This window comes from Streptococcus sp. FSL R7-0248, from assembly GCF_037967965.1.
GTDB lineage: Bacteria > Bacillota > Bacilli > Lactobacillales > Streptococcaceae > Streptococcus.
The window spans coordinates 836,973-858,289 of sequence record NZ_CP150201.1 but is presented as its reverse complement, the minus strand read 5'-3'; the positions used below and the strand labels follow the sequence as shown (position 1 = coordinate 858,289).

14 protein-coding genes and 5 pseudogenes are annotated in these 21,317 nt (G+C 39.8%); 2 read left to right on the top strand and 17 right to left on the bottom strand.

All coding sequences use genetic code 11. The annotated features are described in order from the left end of the window. Window positions 1-97: 97 nt before the first annotated feature. From NYE32_RS04225 to NYE32_RS04150, 16 genes and pseudogenes are all read right to left on the bottom strand, one after another. A complete protein-coding gene (locus NYE32_RS04225) occupies window positions 98-859 on the bottom strand; it encodes a hypothetical protein (RefSeq protein ID WP_073685425.1) in 762 nt (253 codons plus the stop codon). Window positions 860-986: 127 nt separating this feature from the next. Beyond that, window positions 987-1,631 (bottom strand): endonuclease III, encoded by a 645-nt coding sequence (nth, locus tag NYE32_RS04220; RefSeq protein ID WP_021144303.1) that lies wholly within the window; start codon window positions 1,629-1,631, stop codon window positions 987-989. After that, window positions 1,631-2,329, bottom strand: coding sequence for a DnaD domain-containing protein (locus tag NYE32_RS04215; protein WP_156685414.1), 699 nt, complete (start codon window positions 2,327-2,329; stop codon window positions 1,631-1,633). The genes nth and NYE32_RS04215 overlap by 1 nt, the downstream gene beginning before the upstream one ends. Before the next feature lie 71 nt (window positions 2,330-2,400). Further along, window positions 2,401-3,345 (bottom strand): homoserine O-succinyltransferase, encoded by a 945-nt coding sequence (gene metA, locus NYE32_RS04210; protein WP_021144305.1) that lies wholly within the window; start codon window positions 3,343-3,345, stop codon window positions 2,401-2,403. 172 nt (window positions 3,346-3,517) lie between these two features. Continuing rightward, window positions 3,518-4,036, bottom strand: a complete 519-nt coding sequence (locus NYE32_RS04205) for an adenine phosphoribosyltransferase (protein WP_002890753.1) — start codon at window positions 4,034-4,036, stop codon at window positions 3,518-3,520. A 120-nt stretch (window positions 4,037-4,156) separates the two neighbouring features. Beyond that, window positions 4,157-6,358 carry a single-stranded-DNA-specific exonuclease RecJ gene (gene recJ, locus NYE32_RS04200; RefSeq protein ID WP_156685415.1) on the bottom strand — a complete coding sequence of 734 codons (2,202 nt, stop codon included), beginning with the start codon at window positions 6,356-6,358 and terminating at the stop codon, window positions 4,157-4,159. A gap of 464 nt (window positions 6,359-6,822) precedes the next feature. Next, entirely contained in the window at window positions 6,823-7,227 is a 405-nt protein-coding gene (locus NYE32_RS04195) for a GNAT family N-acetyltransferase (protein WP_110980942.1), read from the bottom strand. A 103-nt stretch (window positions 7,228-7,330) separates the two neighbouring features. Further along, on the bottom strand, window positions 7,331-7,486 hold the full coding sequence (locus NYE32_RS04190; protein WP_080583692.1) for an SAM-dependent methyltransferase: 156 nt from the start codon (window positions 7,484-7,486) through the stop codon (window positions 7,331-7,333). Between the two features lie 11 nt (window positions 7,487-7,497). Continuing rightward, on the bottom strand, window positions 7,498-8,265 hold the full coding sequence (locus tag NYE32_RS04185) for an SDR family oxidoreductase (RefSeq protein WP_110980944.1): 768 nt from the start codon (window positions 8,263-8,265) through the stop codon (window positions 7,498-7,500). After that, window positions 8,265-9,194, bottom strand: a complete 930-nt coding sequence (rnz, locus tag NYE32_RS04180; protein ID WP_002884122.1) for a ribonuclease Z — start codon at window positions 9,192-9,194, stop codon at window positions 8,265-8,267. The genes NYE32_RS04185 and rnz overlap by 1 nt, the downstream gene beginning before the upstream one ends. A gap of 31 nt (window positions 9,195-9,225) precedes the next feature. Next, window positions 9,226-9,867, bottom strand: a complete 642-nt coding sequence (locus NYE32_RS04175) for a hypothetical protein (protein WP_021144310.1) — start codon at window positions 9,865-9,867, stop codon at window positions 9,226-9,228. Then, on the bottom strand, window positions 9,860-11,098 hold the full coding sequence (gene hflX / locus NYE32_RS04170; protein ID WP_003096966.1) for a GTPase HflX: 1,239 nt from the start codon (window positions 11,096-11,098) through the stop codon (window positions 9,860-9,862). The genes NYE32_RS04175 and hflX overlap by 8 nt, the downstream gene beginning before the upstream one ends. A gap of 377 nt (window positions 11,099-11,475) precedes the next feature. Further along, a pseudogene (locus NYE32_RS04165) lies at window positions 11,476-12,645 on the bottom strand (FtsW/RodA/SpoVE family cell cycle protein); the annotation flags it as partial. A gap of 140 nt (window positions 12,646-12,785) precedes the next feature. After that, window positions 12,786-17,585, bottom strand: a complete 4,800-nt coding sequence (locus tag NYE32_RS04160) for a glycoside hydrolase family 70 protein (protein ID WP_060972383.1) — start codon at window positions 17,583-17,585, stop codon at window positions 12,786-12,788. A 208-nt stretch (window positions 17,586-17,793) separates the two neighbouring features. Then, window positions 17,794-17,919: pseudogene (locus tag NYE32_RS04155) on the bottom strand (IS256 family transposase); the annotation flags it as partial. Window positions 17,920-18,089: 170 nt separating this feature from the next. Next, window positions 18,090-19,055, bottom strand: a pseudogene (locus NYE32_RS04150) (IS256 family transposase); the annotation flags it as partial. 204 nt (window positions 19,056-19,259) lie between these two features. On the opposite strand from NYE32_RS04150, the gene NYE32_RS04145 reads away from it, so the two are divergent. Further along, the gene (locus NYE32_RS04145) at window positions 19,260-19,523 is read left to right on the top strand and encodes a SemiSWEET family transporter (RefSeq protein ID WP_037599404.1); all 264 of its coding nucleotides are present in this window, start codon (window positions 19,260-19,262) and stop codon (window positions 19,521-19,523) included. Window positions 19,524-19,604: 81 nt separating this feature from the next. Here the strand turns inward: NYE32_RS04145 and NYE32_RS04140 are convergent. After that, window positions 19,605-19,670: pseudogene (locus tag NYE32_RS04140) on the bottom strand (DNA-3-methyladenine glycosylase I); the annotation flags it as partial. 242 nt (window positions 19,671-19,912) lie between these two features. On the opposite strand from NYE32_RS04140, the pseudogene NYE32_RS04135 reads away from it, so the two are divergent. Next, window positions 19,913-21,114 (top strand): annotated as a pseudogene (locus NYE32_RS04135) (IS110 family transposase). Window positions 21,115-21,317: the final 203 nt, after the last annotated feature.

The following is a 21,317-nucleotide window of genomic DNA, read 5'->3' as shown; positions in this document are numbered from 1 at the left end:
GCTTTTTAATTGTATACACGATTACCTTAAATTATACCAAAAAAGACTGTCAAAAGACAGTCTCAACCACCATAGTCAGGTGTTTTATATAGTTTCATTAATCGGTTGTATAAGTTTTTGAAACGACGTCCCAAGAATCGCTTGAACCGTCAATACCACCATAGGCTTCGAGTTGTCCCTTCTTATCTACACGGAAAAGAAGAACATCATTACCATAGGCATCATAAAGTTGAGCATAAACTATGTTATCATCATCATCCGTCCATGAATAAACATTCCAACCTAGATTTTTATAATTTTCTCCAGTTGAACCTTGTTCTTTAGCATAGGTAGAAACAACCCAGTCTTCTAACTGTTGATCAGACAAAGATGAGGTATCAACTTGAGAGGATTGATTATCAGATGATGCTGCAGCTGCTTCCTTACTTTTTGCCAACTGACCATTTTTCCATGGATTTGTTTCACTCTCTTTTTGGTTATTACTATACCACATCAAGGTAACAACAGGAATAACCACTGCAAGTACTGCAACAACTCCAATTACCCATCTAATGTTTTTAGGATCTTTGAGTTTGTCAAAACTCGAAACTTTTCTTCCCTTTGTAGTTTCATTTTTACGATGTCTAAATTCGCTCACAGCTTTTTCCTCTTTTTCTTGAAAGTAGTCCCTTTTTTTCTTTTCCTCTTGTTCCAAGAGCTTTTGCACTTCCCTACGACCCTGTGGATCACTCGTTTGAGCCAATGAAATCTGCAACTGAAAAATACGATTATCCAAAGCTTGCTCATATTCTTTGGCTGCTTCTCTATCACCATTATCAGCTAAGGCTCTCAGATACTCTTCATTACTGAATTCAGCCATTCACTAAAACGCTCCTGCTTCTAAATCGTTTCTTCTATTTTCTTAAAGCCTGAGACTTTTGTCAAGTTACTAGTTTGTAACAAATTCTTACAGTTGTAAAAAGCCGAAGAAAATCACATTCTTCAGCTTATTTCTTAGTTGTTTCTTTATAATACTTACAATAACTTTGAAGAGGACAGGTCTGGCATTTAGGATTCTTAGCTAAGCAATGATAGCGTCCAAAGAAAATCATACGGTGATGGCTGATAATCCAATCCTTCTTGGGGATTTTCTTCATCAATTCTGCTTCGATTTCCTCTACACTAGCATCCTCTGGGGCGATATTTAGCCTTTTGGAAACACGTGAGACGTGCGTATCTACTGCAATCGAAGGAATGCCATAAACCTCAGCTAAAACCACATTAGCCGTTTTTCGTCCCACACCAGGTAGACTTTCCAATTCCTTATGCGTTTTCGGAACCTGTCCATCAAAATTCATTAAAACAGCTCTAGCAGTCTTAATGATGTTCTTTGCTTTATTCTTGTAAAGACCAATCGTTCGCAAACACATCTCAACATCATCGAGGTTGGCAGAAGCCAAATCCTCAATTTCTGGATAACGCGCCCACAAGCCTGGTGTAATCTTATTAACAGCCTTGTCTGTTGTCTGGGCTGATAAAATAACAGCAACTAATAGTTGGAAAGGCGTTTCCCACTCCAACTCTCCATGAGCATTGGGAAACATCTCTCCCATGAGAGCTAAAGCCTCATTAACACGTTTTCTTCCTAACATTATTGGGCACCCCATAATTGACGGGCGGCATCCATTCCTGTTTTGAAGTCATCGGAAACCTGATGATGGTGCTTCTTACCTTGATGCTCCAAACGACGCTCTTCAACTTGAATTTTAGTTGTAATACCACTTAATTTCCAGTTACGAAGAACTCCTTTTATATAATTCCAATTTGTCTTGCGGTTAAATACTGCTTCTTTCAAAGCCTCACGGATAAGTTCGGGATCAGTATGTTCTTCTTGGATTTCCTTGTTTAAATCTTCGACAACCATTGGATTCAAGATTCCCAAAGCTTGTTCCAATTCATCTGTTAATTGCTTGATGAGCTGGGTATTGGTTGGCTGACCAACGACAGGCCTTGCCGTTGTCTTTTCATTGCTCACTAACTTGTCCAACACTGCCAAGGCAGGTGAGGCATCTACAACCATCTCAATTTCATTGTTAATCTTAATAGTCGTGAAATCAAGAAGTCCAGCCTCAGTTAATGTTGTAATACTTTTATTAACTTCAGTTGGCGTCTTCCCAGTTGCTTGCGCGATCTGACTAGAAGCCACTTCTCCAATCTGGGTTGTCGTTTGTAGATAGAGAAACTGCCAAACCAGAAAGTCATCCGCAGATGGGAAAATATCCTTAAAGTGGAAAAATAAAGCATTAGGAAGGACCAGATTACCTGATCGATACTGTTCAAAAAAACTCATATTTACCTTTCAGAGTAGCTAGACACCCCAAAAAGTCAAATGCTCTCACATAAGTCCTTTGAGACTGTCTACTACAAATAACCGTAGAATGAAAAATCGTCTTCCAACTCTTCTAAACGATAAGGTGTTTCTTGATATACCGCATAGTTAATCCAATTGCTAAAGAAGGCAGATGCCGCAAGATTCCAACGAAGTTTAGGCTCCTGACTTGGATCATCCTCTGGGAAATAGTTTGCCGGTACATCTGGATTAATGCCTGCATCTAAATCTCTTCGGTATTCTCTTGCCAGAGTATCACGGTCATATTCAAAATGACCAAAACTATATACTTCACGAAGATTCTTACTTGCTAGAATGGATAAGCCAACTTCTGGTCCTGACACAACAATATCTAAATCCGTCTTGTTTTTAATATCCTCGAACCTAACCTCAGTATAGCGTGAGTGCGGTGACACAAAGCTATCATCAAAGCCATTCATAAGGAAGTTTGCAGGCATGTCAACCGTTTGTTTATAGATACCAGATAATTTCTCTGACAATGGAACCTTGTCGACTCCATGCTTATAATAGAGACCTGCTTGAGCTCCCCAACACAGATGAAGGGTTGAATAAACATGCTTTTTAGACCAATCAAAAACTTGTGTTAATTCTTGCCAATAATCCACTTCCTCAAATGGCATTTGCTCAACAGGTGCACCTGTTACAATGAGACCATCATAATACTTATGCTTAATTTCATCAAAAGTCTTATAGAAAGTTTCCATATGTTCGGCATGTGTATTTTTTGACTTATGACTAGCCATATAAAGAAACTCGACGTTAATTTGAAGTGGCGTATTAGCTAAAAGACGTAGTAACTGAGTTTCTGTAACTTCTTTAGTTGGCATAAGATTTAGGATTAAGACCTCCATTGGTCGAATATCCTGGCTACTAGCTCTGTTCTCATCCATGATGAAGACATTTTCCGAACGCAATACATCAAGAGCTGGTAACTTATTATCAAGTTTTATAGGCATAACAATATCTCCATCCTTATTTATTCTATCTTCATATTATAAACCGGGGAGGTATTGTTATCAAATATATATTTTCTCTAGTTAGCTATAGCTTTAAACTATATTTAGAGGCCACCTTTGTTTTAAAAGAGTTAAAAAGGCCCTAAGGCCTTTTGTTAATTCATAGATAGATTTATCCTGGGAAGTTCATCAATACTTTAGTATCGTAACCTTCAATAGCTTTGCGTCCATTAAGACCATCAAGCTCAATCAAGAAGGCACAGCCAGCAACGACACCACCTAGGCGCTCAATCATTTCAATTGTAGCTTTGACGGTACCACCAGTCGCCAAGAGATCATCAACGATAAGTACACGTTGACCTGGTTTGATTGCATCAGCATGCATACAAAGTGTATCAACACCATACTCTTTTTCGTAATCTGCTGAGATCACTTCACGTGGCAATTTACCAGGTTTACGAACTGGAGCAAAGCCAATACCAAGTTCAAAAGCAACTGGACAACCAACGATGAAACCACGCGCTTCAGGACCAACAATCATGTCAATCTTCTTATCAGTCGCATACTGAACGATTTCACGGATAGCATAGCTATAAGCATTTCCATCAGCCATCAAAGGACTAATATCACGGAAAGTAACCCCTTCTTTAGGGTAGTTTTCAATAGATGCAATATAATCTTCTAATTTCATTTGTTCTTCCTATAGGCTTTTCGCCAAAAAAATATTTTCATACCATTATAGCATGAATCTTCAGATTTAGAAAATGCTAACCCTCATTTCAAGACGAATCCTTTGGATTAAGTACTCCCCCTACTTATAAAGCCAGTCATAAATTTCCTGTGGTGTCCCTAAAGCCATAAGTTCTTGGAACTTGACGAGATGTTTAAGATCTTGGAAAATCTTGCTGTCCTCAATCTCACGTTTTTCAGCTTCTTTATTGACTGTCATAACACCATTATCAATAGTCACAAAATCCAATTCATCAAAAATCTGAATCATCTTAATCAGAAGTATCTTATCGATTTTAAGGTAATGACTGAGCTCATCCAGTTTATAGCGGACATCGAATTCTGGGAATTGGTAAATGGTTTTATAGAGCCTTGCAAATTGCTCTCTCGTTCCATATCCAGTCAGATAATAGGCTTCCTTAATACTATTTTTAAAATAGATAGCTTGGAAATCTTTACCTTCAAACCACTCTTTTAATTCCGTTGCTGAATCAGGTAAGGTGTTGAGGACAACCGCAGGTTCAGTGTCTGATGCTTCTTCTACCGTTGGTAGGCCTTCAGGTAGTGCCATATTTTTTGAGCGAAAATCAAATAACTGAACACCATCCACACGCGCATCTTCTAGCATGAGCTGGAGCGTTGTCTGACCATTCCATACATTAACGGACAGGGTCACTGCTAATTCCAACCCCTGAGCTTGTTGGAATTCTTGAAGCAAATGACCTTTATTAAAGGCCACAACATCAAAACTATCCTTTCCTTGCTTAACCTTAAACTTAAGATGGGCTCCGTTTTGTCCCATAGTCCTAGCTTGAGTAACGGTAATATCATGTAGCCAAAAGACTGGCTTTTTATTGTCCATACCAAAAGGTGCTAATTTTTCAAGGCTCTTGATGGTATCCAAGCTAAGCTCACTGAGCTGGAGCTCCTCGTCTAAATTTAACGTATTTTTGGCACTCGTATCAATGTCATTATCGTAGACATAATGACACAAAATCTCTGATAGTCGTCCAAGATTTTCTTCAGGAAGGGTCATCCCCGCCGCTCCAGCATGTCCTCCAAAAGCAGTAAAGATGTCTCGGTGGTCATCAAGGGCATGGAAGATATTGATAGATTCCAAACTACGAGCGGAACCCTTAGCCAAGCCATCTTCAATATTCAAAACCACTACTGTCTGACTGATTTGTTCCATGATACGCCCCGCCACAATACCTAGAACGCCAGGATGCCAACCTTCCTTGGCCAGAACCTGAACAGGTTTGTCCCGGTCTACCATGGTTATGGCTTCATCAAAGATGTTTTGAACAACTTCCTTACGTTCTTCATTTTTAGCATTGATTTCCAGAGCAATGGCTTGGGCTTCTTCATCGTCAAATCCGGTCAGCAGTTCAATGGCTGGATTTGGATCATCTAAGCGCCCCAAGGCATTGAGTTGAGGGGCCAGTTTAAATCCTACCGTTTCTTCAGAAATCGTTGTTGGGTCTACATCTGAAATACGGAGTAACTCTTGCAGTCCAATACGCTCAGTAGTCTTTAGAATTTCCAGGCCGACCTTGACCATAATACGATTTTCATCCCTTAGGCTAACCATATCGGCAATGGTACCAATGGCTACCAAGTCCAACATCTCAGTAGGAATAGTTTCAAGGAGGGCAGTTGCCAATTTGAAAGCTACACCACAACCTGCCAAATACTTAAAAGGATAATCGGCATCTGGATGCTCTGGATGGACAATGGCATAGGCATCTGGAAGCTGGGCCGGCATACTGTGATGGTCTGTAACGATAACGTCCACACCTTGCTCTTGCGCATAAGCGATAGCCTCATTCCCCGCTACCCCATTATCCACTGTAACAATGAGTGAAATGCCTTCCTGCTCAATAAAGTACTTGTAGACACTTTCATTTGGCCCATAACCATCTGTGAAACGGTTAGGCAAATAAACTCGAGCCTCAGCTCCCATCATTTCAAGAGCTTCCTTGACAATCGATGCTGATGTCATACCATCTGCATCATAGTCTCCATAGACTAAGATTTGTTCATAATTTTCAATGGCCTGACGAATTCTAGCCACTGCCTTATCCATATCATGAAGAAGATAAGGGTCATGAAGGTGTGATAAATCAGCCTTTAGAAAGTCTTCAAGAGCATCTTCTGTCGTAATGCCACGTTCATAGGCAATCTTGGCTGCAGTTTCTGCCAGCCCATGTTCTTTGGCAAGTTTAAAAAAGCCAGCATCTGGCTCTTTTGTGTTTATTTTCCAATCATACGTTGATGTAATCATGTTTTTATCTTTTCTCCCTGTCATCTAGTCTATCTATTATAACATGAAAAAATTTATCATAGTGGATAGAAAGCTAAGTTTCCTAAAAAGAGAATGTCAAACATCGTAAGTTGCTTAGACTTGTGGTACATTTCCAATCAAGACCTGCTTTTCTAGACAAAATAATAGTCTGGATATTGCTCCCTTTTTGACTTGTGTTTTCTCAGATATTCCTTTATCCTCTTTACGTTAACTAACTCTATTCTACTATCATTTTCAAGTAATATTAGGAAAAACAAGAAAAGAGAGTGGGACAGAAATCGGTAATTCGTTAGAATTCGATTTCGTCGTCCCACCTCCGCACAGTTGAGTAGGGCTGTAAAAGCTGATGAAATCAGCGTAGTAGAGCCCACTCAACCACTGCGTCTTGCTCGACAATCCAAAAACAATTAAGAGGCTAGGACTTTTGTCCCACTCTCTCTCCGTCAATTATTATAAATCATCCCTGTACAAGCTTGCTCTGAAAGTTCGACAAATCCCAGGGATTGGTAAAAGGCTAAATTTTTCTCGCTACGATCAGTGGCAAGGAGCCGTTGATAGACATTGGGGAAAGTCGCTAAAGCCTCTTCTAAGAGTTTCGTGCCAATGCCTTGGCGCTGGTGATCTGGTCGCACCAAGAGGTCCTGTACAAAAATGACAGAATGGCCATCTCCTACTAAGCGAATGTAGGCTACTAACTCTTCCTTATCATAGACCGCCAACTGCCATAGACTGGCATTGACAGCTTTTTCCAACATGGTTGGATTGTTAGTATAATTGGTCCAGCCGACTGAACTGTACAGTGCGAGTAGGTCTGTCATCGCTGGAATCTCTTTTTTATAATTTAACATCTTAACTCCTTTCCAAACTTCCGACTAGTTGCTAATAGGAGTTGTCCTGAGCCCGTAAACCTACCATTTCCTCATTGGGTTCCACAGCTAGGCCTCTATTTTCTTACGCTAGGTGGTTGGACACAGGGCCAAAGCTACTGCCAAAATCAAGCACTCGCTTTCCCTTGATGTCCTTTAATTGCCCAAAAAGGATATCATAATAGATCTGTCCCCAGGGTTTCCGGATGTTTTCTAAATAGGCTTGAATATTAGCTGCCATCTAGTATCCTCCTATTTGTAGTTAAACACATTGGTAGCTAGTTTGTCCGAGATTCGTGGAAATAGCGTGTAGCCTTTGTGGGCAACTGATAAGAGTCGTGGTAGATTGACTTCACGTTTGTTTTTACACAGAATACGGACAATCTTTTTAGCTACGTATTTAGGACTGAGGACAAACTTTTTAACACTCTCAAGATAGGCTCCAGAGGGATCAGCTTGATCAAAGAAACCTGTCTCAATTGGACCAGGATTGACTGTTGTCACATAGACTCCTTTATCAGCCAGCTCTAGACGCAGGGCATCTGAAAAACCAATTACCGCAAACTTTGTCGCTGCATAGACACTTGAGTTGGCTGTCGCAATTTTCCCCGCCATACTGGCGATGTTGATGATATGACCATGGCCTTGCTCCACCATTTTCTCAGCCATCAAACGTGAAAAGGTCATCGTCGCAAAGGTATTGATATCAAACATATCACGTACTTCTTGGCTAGTGTAGTTATCATAAGACTTGAATTCACCGAAACCAGCATTATTGATAAAGACGTCAATACGTCCAAATCGTTGATAGAGATAATCGACCATCTCTTTAATGGCCTTGTCGTCTCTTAGGTCAATGGCAAGGCAGGTTTTATTTTCCACATGACGATAACATTTCTCAAGTTTGTCCTTGTCTCGTCCTAAGAGGATAATACCATCACTGGGTGAGAGCTGCTTGACAATTTCTTGAGCAAGGCCTCCTGAGGCACCAGTAATAGCAATAATACGTTGTTTAGCCATTAAATTTCTACCTCTTCCAAGTCACGAACGATGTGGGTGTTTTCGAAAATTGTTTTAGCATCTGCTGCCATCTTACCGATATCACGCCCTAAGAAACGTGCTGATACGTGATTTAGAAGAAGACGTTTAGCTGACGCATCTTTAGCGACCTGTGCTGCTTGCATGTTGGTTGAATGCCCATGGCTCTTGGCAATTTTTTCGTCACCTTTACCATAAGTAGACTCGTGCACCAAGACATCTGCTCCCAAGCCAAGACGAACACTGGCATTCGTCTTACGAGTGTCACCTAAGATAGTGATAACCTTACCTTTCTTAGGTGCGGAAATAAAGTCCTTGGCAATGATTTTTGTTCCATCTTCAAGGACCACATCTTGCCCATTCTTAATTTGACCAAAAAGCGGACCAAATGGTACACCTGCTGCTTTAAGGGCCTCAGCATCCAAGGTTCCTTCAAGATCCTTTTGAACCACACGGTAACCAATACAAAAAATGGTATGATCCAACTTATCTGCATAAACAGCGAACTTGTCATTTTCCATAACCAAGCCAAGCTTATGCTCATCAATTTCCTTAAAATGCACATGGTAAGGGAGGCGTGTTCCAGAGGTACGAAGACTAGTCATAACATATTGTTTAATGCCGACTGGACCATAAACCTCTAAATCTGTTTGTTCTTCACTCGATTGGAAAGAACGGCTAGCCAAGAAACCAGGTAGGCCAAAGATATGGTCTCCATGCATATGTGTGATAAAGATTTTTTTAACTTTACGAGGTTTGATTGTTGTTTCTAAAATCTGACGTTGGGTACCTTCTCCACAGTCAAACATCCAGACCTCATTGATTTCATCGAGTAACTTCAGAACCAGACTCGACACGTTACGGGCCTTGGAGGGCTGCCCGGCACCCGTCCCTAAAAATTGTAATTCCATGACTTCCTATACTTTCTATCTATCGTTCTTCTTATTTCTGGACAATATAAGCCAGGCATTCACGCTGAGCAAAGCCATAATAAACAGTTTGCCCTTTATATTGAGACAAAAGTTCCACTAATTCGTCTTGATTGAAGCTAGCCAACTTAATGACATTTCCCTTCAATTTAGTTACACGACTAAGTAACTGTGTCTCAGGTGTTAACTCTTCCAATACTTCTTCATCAAAATCAACCTTGGTCATCTTAATTTGAGTGCCTTCAAGATAAACCTTATACTGCGGGAAAACTTGAGCAAGCTCAAACAAAATGCTAGCCGTTGGAACCTCTAAATGCTCGGCAAAGACTAAGGCCACCTCATCAGCATTTTCATAGCAAAATCCATAAGATTTTCCTGACAGATTGAGACGAATAAAAGGCTTGTGCTCATCAAAAGATGGTTCAGGGTTAAAGAGGTTCAACTCCTTTGAAAGGTCCAAATAGTATTCCGTCGCTGCTTCAGGAGATTGTTTTTGGTAAATCTCTGCAAAATAAGCATTAATCACGCTTGGTGGTGGCGTAATGAAAGCCAATTTTTGACTGTCAGAAAGGTCTGACAAGGTATTTTCTAAATAGACCTTATCTAAACTTGTAAAACCACCATATTTTAAAGCTAAATCCATATAATCAGTCATAAAATTCTTCCAATTTCCATTTATTTTTCGGTGAAATATAACCTGTAATTTCTTCCACTTCTGTCTCAAAAGTGTAGCTATCTAGCAAGGCCAATTGACTCAACTGATAAAGTTTATAAGCTTGATCCTGATGTACCTTAATACTAAAGGGTTCAAAAATCTGTTGAATTTCATCAATCAAGAGTCTTCTGAGGGCCTCACGACTTCCCTTGTCACGTGCTGAGAGGCGAACATTAGGAAAGACTGTTGCTACTAGATTATCAGCTACATCCATCTTATTGTAGATTGCTAGTCGAGGAATATCAGTCATGTCTAAGTCTTTGAGAATGTCTAAGACCACCTTTTCATGCTCTTCGTGATTAGGATCACTCGCATCAATGACATGCAAAAGGAGGTCCACATTACGACTTTCTTCAAGCGTTGACTTAAAGGCAGCAACCAATTCTGTTGGCAAATCCTGGATAAAACCAACCGTATCTGTCAAGGTCACTTGAAACTGATCCTTTAAGTAAATTTTCTTAGTTGTTGCATCCAAGGTCGCGAAAAGTTCATTAGCCTCATATTGCTTATCATCCGTCATAAGGTTCATGATCGTTGATTTCCCAGCATTGGTATAACCAATCAAACCAATTTTAAAGGTACTTGAATCAACACGCTTTTCGCGAATGGTTTCTCGGTTCTTCTCAACAATCTTTAACTGGCGTTCAATATCAGCAATCTGGTTACGAATCGAACGACGATTGAGCTCCAATTGACTTTCACCAGGTCCACGGCTACCAATGCCCCCTGCTTGACGGCTGAGCATAATCCCTTGACCAGCTAAACGGGGCAACATGTATTTTAGTTGAGCTAGGTGAACCTGAAGTTTCCCTTCATGGCTTCTAGCCCTCATGGCAAAGATATCCAAAATTAATTGCATACGATCAATAACTTTTACGCCAAATGCTGCTTCAAGATTGGTATTTTGACGAGGTGTTAAACGGTTATTGACAATGACCGTAGTAATCTCATCCGCATCCACCATGGCCTTGATTTCTTCTAATTTTCCTGAACCTACGAAAGACTTACTATCATAGCGTTCACGTTTTTGGGTATAGCTAGCTACAACCTCTGCTCCTGCAGTTTTGGCAAGACTGGCAAGTTCCTCCATTGACATGTCAAAATGCTCTGTTTCTTGCAATTCAACACCTACTAAAATAGCACGTTCTTGCTGTTTGGCTGTCTCTATCATAGCAAACCCCTTTTCAAAATAGTCAACTTTTATTATACCACAGGCAGGGGCAAAGAAAAGGTCACAGACCTTAATTTTTTTCAAAGAAAAACAAGTTGGATTAACCAACTTGTTTTCTCTTAATGTTTACGTGTCGGTTTCTTTTTCGAACCCTTACGACGCTTGCCTTGATGAATGCTTGGCGTATTTTGAGAAATGGTTTGACGCATTTTCTCAGTGGCCTTATCAACCTTATCTTTAGCCTTGACCAATTCTTGAGAGGCCTTAGTAACACTCTTCGAAGGCTTATTTTTCTTAGACTTGCTCTTAGAAACAGGTTTCACTTGACTAGTTCCAGACGTACGCATACGACGAGACATAGCCAGGAGAATTTTATTTTCCTCGTTGAGGTTGGTTTGATAAGCCATTGAAAGCACCAAACCAACACCAATCAAGTTAGAGATGAGTGATGACCCCCCTTGAGAAATAAAGGGCAAAGGAATACCTGTCAAAGGAAGAATTCCCACTGCTGCCCCAATATTTTCAAAAATATGGAAGACAATCATCATGATAAAACCTGTCGAAATAAAGGTATAGAAACGATTGTTAGACCTGAATGTCACCCGCAACATGCGATAAATAAGGAAGAGATAGGTTAGAAGAACCAATCCACCACCTACCAAACCAAAGTCTTCCGCAATAACTGTGAAAATCATGTCACTCTCACGAACCGGTACGTTCAACTCCAGATGATTAAAGCCTTTACCATAGATTCCTCCAGTACCAATCGAAATCATCCCCTGTGTCTGTTGAAAGGCGATACCATCTGCATAAGTGAAAGGATCCAACCAAGCTGAGATACGGTTAATCTGGTAGGTTTGCACCCCCATCTTGAGCATGGCTTCCTTACCCCAATCTGTGGTAAATACCATTACAAACAAGCCTAATCCCACTGCAAAAGCTAGAACTACCGGCAAGATAATACGCCAGGATATCCCCGAAACAACTATTATACCTGCTAAAATAGCGAGGAAGACTAAGGCTGTCCCCATATCACCTTGAAGAACCAGTAAACCTAGGACAGGAAGCGTGACCGCTACATATTGGAAAAGTAGCAACCAGTCATCTTGAAGTTCAGTTACTTCCTTTCCTTGTTTAGCCCAAACACCTATTCTCGAAAGAAAAAGGATGTAGGATATCTTCATAAATTCTGATGGTTGGAAAAGGGTGACTGATCCAATGCTGACCCAGTTTTTTGCCCCTGTCGAGGCAACCAAAGCAGGTGAATAGAAAACGAGAGGTAGAACCATAAGTCCCAGGCCAAAAATATAGAGCCAGGGGGTTGCCTTCCAAAGAAACTCTGTATTAAATAACATGACAACAAAAGCAAGTACTGAACCTAGAAAAATCCATAGTACTTGCTGAGACATGACTTGCACAAGATTCTTTGGGTAATCAAAATTTGTCGCGATAAATACCGAGACCAGACCAACCAGTAGTAGAATAAGGACTGGCAAGAGAATCGAGTAATCTATCCGACTTTCAATAGTATTTTTTGACTTAGCCATGTGTACTCCAAAATAAAGATTTAGCAAGAGTTATTATACCACTTTTTGGCCAGACAAATGACCTGAATGTATAAAAGTTTGACAATTTTTTACGAAAAAAGCAACCACAAAAAGTGATTGACTTCTTTCATTCATTAATCTTAATTTGACACGTAGCCTTTTCCTTGAGCGTTAAAGTATACCCATTGCCCTGAAGGAATTTTAACCCAACGATTAATAGCCTTTTCCCCTGTATGAACATCATAGTAAGAGATTGAGCCATCAGGATTCGCAGCTGTTGCACCTTTCACTTGCTTACCAGTTTGGTCAAAGTAAAGGTTTTGGCCGTTGATCGTCTGTTCGCCAACAACAAGTTCACCTTTGGCATCAGCATAGTACCAGTTGTTGTCTCCAGTAGTGAAGAAGGTTGAGACTAACTTATTACCAGTAGCTCCATGGTAGTATGAACGGCTGCCATTCGCATTTGTTGCAAAGTCACCTTTAACCTGTTTACCATCAGTAGCAAAGAAGAGTTTTTGACCGTTAATCACTTGAGCTCCTGTAACGACATTTCCCTTATCATCAGCATAATACCATCTATCATGACCGGTAGTGAAGAAGGTTGATACCAATTTATCACCAGTATTCCAATGGTAGAATGAACGACTACCGTCAGTGTTCGTTACGAAGCCACCCTTAACTTGACGACCATTTGCATCAAAGTAGAGGTGTTGACCATTGATGACCTGAGCACCTGTGACATTACGTCCATGTGAGTCTGCATAGAACCAGTTGTTGTCCCCAGTAGTATAGAAGCCTGGTGTATGTGCCTTAGTCACAACACCCTTAGCATCGATATTAAAGGTTTGACCATTAACTACTAGTGATGTATCCACAAGTTTCACACCTGTAATGGCATCGTAGTATGAAGTCGTACCATCAGGATTGTTCACAAACTCACCTTTAACTTGTTTACCTGACTCATCAAAGTAGAGCTCGTCACCATTGATGGTTTGCGCACCACGAAGAACATCACCTTCGTTATTTGCATAGTAAGTGGCATCACCAACTTGGAAGAAGCGATTCTTAACTTGAACACCTTTTTCATTGAAGTAAAGGTTTTGTTTACCTACCTTAGTAAATCCAGTGGCAACATAGCCCTTATCATTAGCGTAGTACCAGTTACCATCTTGTTCAAAGAAGCCTGAGTACTTACGTTCACCTGAATCGCCACAGAAGAACATCAAGTGGCCGTCTTTTGTAGGAATGAAGATGCCTTTAGCTTGGTAACCATTGTCATAGAAGTATTTTTCCTTACCTTCTACTTCAGTCAAACCAGTAGCCATGATGCCACCTTTGAAGAAGTATTGGTAGAATTTCTCTTCCTTACCACTATCATCTTTAACAGTAACTTCTTTCCAACCAGTTTGAGTCGTCAATTTACCTGACTTACCATAAACCAATGATTGACCTTTGGCATTTTTAATAACACCATCAGTAAACATAACACCATTTGGCAAGAAGAAATAGTTTGAACCGTCGATAGCTTGTTCACCAGTTACAAGGTAACCCTTATCGTTAAAGTAGTACTGTTTGCCATTATATGTCACAAATTGACTCTTAGCTTGAGTACCAGATGTTGTATAATAAGTTACCCCTGTACCATCATAAGCAAATCCAGTTTTAGCTTTTGTATCACCAGTCAAGGCAGCTGGAAGGAAGGTACCTTTATCGTTAACGGTGAAGTACAATTTACCATCGCTGAGAACGTAGTCTGAACCACGTTTTTGGATGTTTGTACCGTTAAAGTACTTAGCTTCCCATTGTTTAATCTTCACAGATGGATCAATTGTCTTACCTGACGCTTCCATAACTTCTTTGAAGATTTCTGGATAAAGTTTTTGAAGTTTGTCGAGGAAGGCCCCACCATACTGTGCTTGGAAATCATTTCCTGATGACTTGGTATTTGTCACATAGAGCTTATTAACCAAGCTAGTATCATCAAGCACCTTACCATGCGTATCTGTACGAGTAGCTGTCACTACTTCTTTACCTGGGAGAGTATACAATTGGTCTGGAACCCAGTCAGCAATGACTTGAATACCTTGTTTGTGAAGAGCCTTGAGGGCATCACGAAGATCTTCTTTTGAACCATATTTATTGTTTTTGCTCATGGCAAAGTCGTAACGGTCTGTGAAGGCATAACCATTTTCAATAATAGAATCAAGGAAAGTGCCATCCTTAGATGAGACATATTGAGGTGCAATCTCAAATGACGTAATACCCCATGACTTGAAGAGGTCTGCGTTAGCTGCAATCAATTTGTTAGTATATTGACTATCCTCTTTGACAAAGTCTTGGAAGTTTGAGAAACCTTCGTAAATCACTTGTGCTTCAAGTGCTGCAGAAGAGCTATAAACCTTATCCCCTTCTTTGTAGGCTTTTGTTGATGGTTTGGCAAGAACGTTTTGATCGTCAGTCGCACCTACTGGTACCCAAACTGAAAGGTAACCACTCATATCAACAGTCTTAAAGCCTTTGATTTCATCAGCTGTGAAGACAAGATTTCCTTGTGCATCTGTGTATTTAACAATCTTAGTATCTGAATCATTCAATGAGGACACGATACCTTTATCCGTACCAAGCAAGAGTGGACGGTAGGCTTGGTTCTTGTGGGCTGCACCCATATTTACAGTAATTGTTTCACCATCTGCTAATTTCAAATCTGGGTTATTAGCAATGAGGGTCAACATACCAGAATTACGACCGTATTTTCCACCTTCTGTATCAGTCTTAGACATCAAATCTTGACCATAACGGACAGAAACCAAAACTTCTTTATTGTCTTTAGCAGACGATACGCCATCTCCAGCAAGATTGTGGATATAAGATGTTTGTCCACCAGCTACATATTTAGGACGCGCTTTAAGAAGAGTTGTGATTTGATCAAAGTATGGTGATTTCTTAGCCATGTACTGACCATTATCAGTATACAAGTCTCCATAATAAACACGTGTTGCTGCACCCATTGTTTGAAGCATCAAAGCATAAGCTCCAGGAATATTTGAATGCGTATATTCCTTATCCACTTTCAACATATCAGCATTATAAATGTCAAAAGCTTGTTTCAATTGATCTAATGTAAAAGTAAATCCATCTGTTGTAGGATCAATTTTTTTGCTGATAATGTCTGCGATAACCGTTTGAACTTCTGAGTCGTGTGCACGAACAAAGAGATAGGTTGCAAAACCAAGTTGATCATATGATGTAACTTCCGCACGGTTTGAAAGACCGAAATAACCACCGTTAATAAGGTCCTTCATTGATGCATTACGAGCACCTGTACCTTTATTAGTTACTGGACGAGTCAATCCATGAACAATAGACAAACGGAGACCATTATCCATAGAAAGGGCAGCTGTATTATGTTCGTCCACATAATATGGGTCGTTTTGAGACCAAGCTTCAAGAATTGAGATATTAGCAAGGGCACGTGCTTCAGACTCATTGACCTTGTAAGCAGCCTTCATGTATGAAGACACTAATTGAAGCATATCGATGCTGACATTGTCCACAGCATCAACACGGATACCATCAAAGTGAGCATCTTTGTCCTTGTCACCAAAGACGATTTGTCCCCAGTTCATGAAGTAATACAATTGGTTAAGCATTTCAGCTTGCACAATTGGGTTTGAGTTGTCGATATCGCTTGATAGCAAGAACTCATAACCAGCATCACTACCACTCTTGATCTTATCGTTTGCCAAACGACTTGTTGCCGTTTGGTCAAGTTTACGGTAGTCTGAGTTAGCCCACTTCGTTAAATCACTATTAACAAAGAGGAGAGCCCCTTTTTGGAAGTGTTCTTTACCTGGAGATTCAGAGTTAATGTCCCATTTATCTTGGTCTTTAACAAAGGCCTCGATTGACTGACGCAACCAGTCTGTTGACTTATTAGCAGCAATCTTAACCTCAATCTTACGTTGAATGATTTGAGCAGCGGCATTCAAGCTAGCTTGAGAATTTTCAATCGTAAAGACATCTTTTGTTTCTTCACCATTGCTAAGAGCCTTAGTCATGTAGTTCAAGTAAGCTACTTGAGTATCCTTATCAGGCCACCAAGACATCAAAAGTGGGCGAAAATCTTTTTCAGTTGACGCTTTCCAAGTTGTTCCTGCTTCAAGGATTTCTTTTGGACGGTACCAACTATCAGCTGTCAAATAACCATCAACAAGTTCAAAGCTTGCTTTTGTTGAATCGTAAGCAGCATTGTTTTTAGTAAAATCAGTGACAAGATTTGTTGTTTCTTGTGTGAATGAATAAGTTGATGTGCTTGAAAGGACACCATTCTCATCAAAATAAAGGACCTGACCATTTACAGTAATGGCAAAGTTTTTCTTATGTGATCCATCTTCTAAAAGATAGTAATATTTACCATCTTTTTCTTTTTTAATATTATCGAGTGAGACTGCAGCTTTAATTTCAGCTTCAGAAAGCTCTTTAGACTTCTCAGTCGTTGGAGCGGCTACTCCAGCATTTGCAGCTACTTCAGATGTTGTAGCTGTTTCTGGTTTAGCGGCTACTTCTGGCTTAGCAGTCGTTTCAGGTTTGGCTTCAACCTCTACTGCTGCAGCTCTATCACTAGTTGCTCCTGAATTTGGTTGAACTGTCGTTTCAGCTGGTTTATCAGCAGTAACTGCTGCTCGGTCTGTTGTTGTGGCATTTGAAGTATTTGCCACCTCTGTTGTTGTGCCTACCTCTTTTTCAACCACAGGATTTGTATTTTCCCCGACTGTAGTTGTTGAAGGTGATCCATTAGTATTATTTATTTCTTCTGCCGAAACAAGTGAAGACGTGGTAACACTAGCACCAACAATGGTAGCCAAGGCTACTGAAGCAACCGCTAAAGTAACCCATTGCTTCTTCACTTTGTGCAGTTTATAGCGTACTTTATTTTCCATATTCAATTTTTCCCCAATATATTTTTTGTCTAAAAATCTACACCTTAAAGACTCATTCATTATATCATTTTTTAGCGCCAAAAAAACTTGATAAATCTTATTTTAACGAGTTTTTTACTATCTTAATGAAAGATTAAATAATTGTCATGTAATCGAATTGGATACTGTCAATAATTTTGTGTAAACACTCAAGTAGAGTTGAAGAATGTTAATCAAATAAGCTTTCAAGTGTGTCAGCACATTGGCCAAACCCTTTGTGGATACGTTGACTTTGCTTGAAATTATAATTTTCAAACAAAGTAACTAAATAACGTTCCAGAGCCTCCTCGTTAGGAGAGTGGGACAGAAATCGGTAATTCGTTAGAAGTCGATTTCGTCGTCACACCTCCGCACAGTTGAGTAGGGCTGTAAAAACTGATGAAATCAGCGTAGTAGAGCCCACTCAACCACTGCGTCTTGCTCGACAATCCAAAGACAATTAAGAGGCTAGGACTATTGTCCCAGCCTCGTTTGACGTTTGATTTCTTTGTTAAGAGACTCAATGAGGTTTGTCGAATAAATGCTGTGCCAAATCTGGTAGGGAAACTGATAAAAAGTTAAAAGATTATCCGTATTCTCCAGACTTTCCATGACTTTCCTATACTTTGGTTTCCATTCAGCGATAAAGTCCTCCAAAGCTAGGACTGCTATTTCTAAATTTTCAGTACGATAAATCGTTTTAAATTGCTTCAAAATAACCGCTCTATCTGCTCGTTTCACTTTACTAGCTAGATTTCGACTAATATGAATTAAGCAACGTTGTTGTTTAGCTAATGGGTAAGCCTGACTGATCATCTGCTCAAGCCCCTTGAAGCAATCGGTCGCTACATGAGAAACCTGTTGAATGCCTTGTTTTTGAAGCTTATCTAACAGGGTGGACCATGAATCATTGTTTTCATTTGGGGCGATTTCATATCCAAGAACAACCTTCTGTCCTTCTGGTGTAATGCCAAGTGCGATATGAATACATTCTTTATTAACGGCTCCACGTCTTAATGGAAGATAGGTTCCATCAAGAAATAAAACAGAGTAATTGGCTTCTAAGCTTCTCTCATGAAAAGCAGAGACATTCTCCTGAGTTGTTTTTGAGATATTAGAAATTGTGGCAGGACTATAGTGATGACCATCCATTCGCTCGATGATGTCGCTAATTTCTCGAGTCGTTACGCTGGTTTGATAGAGTTTGATAACCATCTCTTCCAAGTGGTCATCTCGACGTCCATAAGAGGGGATCAAAGCTGGACTAAAGTTTCCATTACGACTATTACCAGAATTATAGCCTACTTTATCGTAAGGCTCATACCCTAAAAGGGCTGACAATTCTGCTTGAAGCGGATCATTCATCGCCGTTTCAAGAGAAGTACGGAAAAATTCATCAATATCTTGCTTTTGGGCTAAGAAGTTAAGTAGTTCTGTGCTAAACTGAGTCATAGGAATAAATCTCTTTCTAGTAATGTTTCGCAACTCTACTATAACGGATTTATTCCTTTTTGTGTTTACAGAACATATTGTATACTATCCTCTGCAAAATATAGATATAAACATTTTATTCTATTTTGTACAGAAAATAACAACAAATGACCATATTCCTTGCCTATTTTCAATCATTTTGATACTCTACAATTGGAGGTATATATGACTAAACAAAAAATAAATCAAATTGTCGGTTCCATTGGGGCCTTTATCGGGATTATTGTATTTATCGCCTACATCCCACAAATTTTTGCCAATTTACAAGGCAACAAAGCTCAACCATTCCAGCCTTTATCCGCAGCAGTATCTTGTTTAATTTGGGTTCTTTATGGATGGACAAAAGAACCCAAGAAAGATTGGATACTAATTATTCCAAACTCAGCTGGTGTGATTTTGGGTGGACTCACTTTTTTGACTTCACTTTAACAAATTTAATAGTATGTATAAAAAGCTGAGATGAGTTTCTCAGCTTTTTCTCTATTCTCAGATAATTAAACGCTGCACTCACTAACTTCCGCTTTTCCATTCACAATCATTCTCATGGTCATCAACTAGACCTGCCGCCTGTAGAAAACATACTAAGATTAGTAGTGAAGAAATCTCCGACGGGAGTGAGTACTCACTACTTTTTCTTTGTGTTAAAGTAGAGGTGTCTTGTGAAGTCGTGGCTTCTTTTGGCGCTAGACGCCGTAAAAAAACTGGCAAGACACCTGTTTTAGATGGAATTTTATCAAAGTATGTTGGACGCTAGACGTCGAGTATTGAAAATGAAATCACTAAAATAAGGAATCATTCAAGACAAAGAGGTAAACATAATGCGGACAGTTTTTGGAATTGATGTGAGTAAAGCAAGCTCAGAAGTCGCTATTCTTGTGAATGGTGAAAGGGTTCATGGCTATACTATGTCTAATGACATTATCGGATTTTCTCGTCTACTGAAGGACTAAAGACCGTGAGAAACCCCGAAATTATTTTCGAAGCTAATGGTGTCTACTCTTGTCGACTTCAGGCTTTTCTAGAAGAAAACAGCTATGACTATACACGTCTTAATCCTTTGGAAGCTAAAAAGCAACTTGACAGCTTACGAGTCCGGAAAACCGATAAAATTGACGCAGGGAAACTAGCTTCGTCACAATTCGTTTTAAACCGTAAGCCAATTTATGTTCAAGAAAAAGTCTATCAAAACTTGCATGATCTTAGCCGGTTCTACCAAAATCTGACAGAGGATATCGTAAGGACGAAGAATAGGCTGCACAAAGTTCTTCAAGTCGCCTTCCCAGAAATCGAGATTCTACTATCTACTCCTGCAGGTGAGCAATATTAGAATCTCGTGTCCATCTTCCCAACAAAGCATTAGGTGCTGGAATTATCGGAAGTTGAGTTGAAAGAGACTATTCGCCAGTCAACCTCTAAACGCATTTCAGAGAACAGAGTAGGTAACTTGGCTGAGAAGCTAGTTGGACTGGTAAAGCAATCTTATTCTGCCATTTCAAAAACCTCTCCTATAATAGAAGAGGTTAAGTATAATGCACAGAAACTTATAAGGTTGACAAGCCGTCGAGAACAAGTTTTAGAACAGTTGATAGAGTTAGCTAAACCTCTACCTGAATATGTGATTCTTCTCTCTATTCCTGGCATCGCAGAGACAACGGGTACAAGCGTTATTGGCGAATTAGGAGACATTCGTCGCTTTACGTCTGCTAATCAAATCAACGCTTTTATCGGTATTGATCTCAAACACTATGAGTCGGGAGATTTCCTAGGTCAAGAGCATATTACTAAGCGTGGGAATCCTTGTGCAAGAAAAATTCTGTACAAATCTATTCGCAATATCGCTTCAGCTAGCCATACCAATCCTTGTCATATCGCAGATTTCTATGAGAAACGAAACAGACAATCGACAATAGCTTCAACTAAGCCACATACGATTTCCTCTATACATCGTCTCATTCGAACAATGTATTACCTCATTACGCATAACAAACTTTACGATTACTCTTTGACCCAAAATCGATAAGGCTGTCTATGCCGTATTATGGTAACACCTTGTTTCAAAAAATACCAGATGAGGTGTTTTTTTAGCATGCCCATTTATGGATCAAAAAGTGTTAAAAATAAGACAGTAACCTCAGAATAGCCACTATCTTATCTCTTTTTTTACTTAAAGCCTTGATAGACTTGGCAAATGGTAGAAAAAGAGAACCGAAGTTCTCCTTTTTA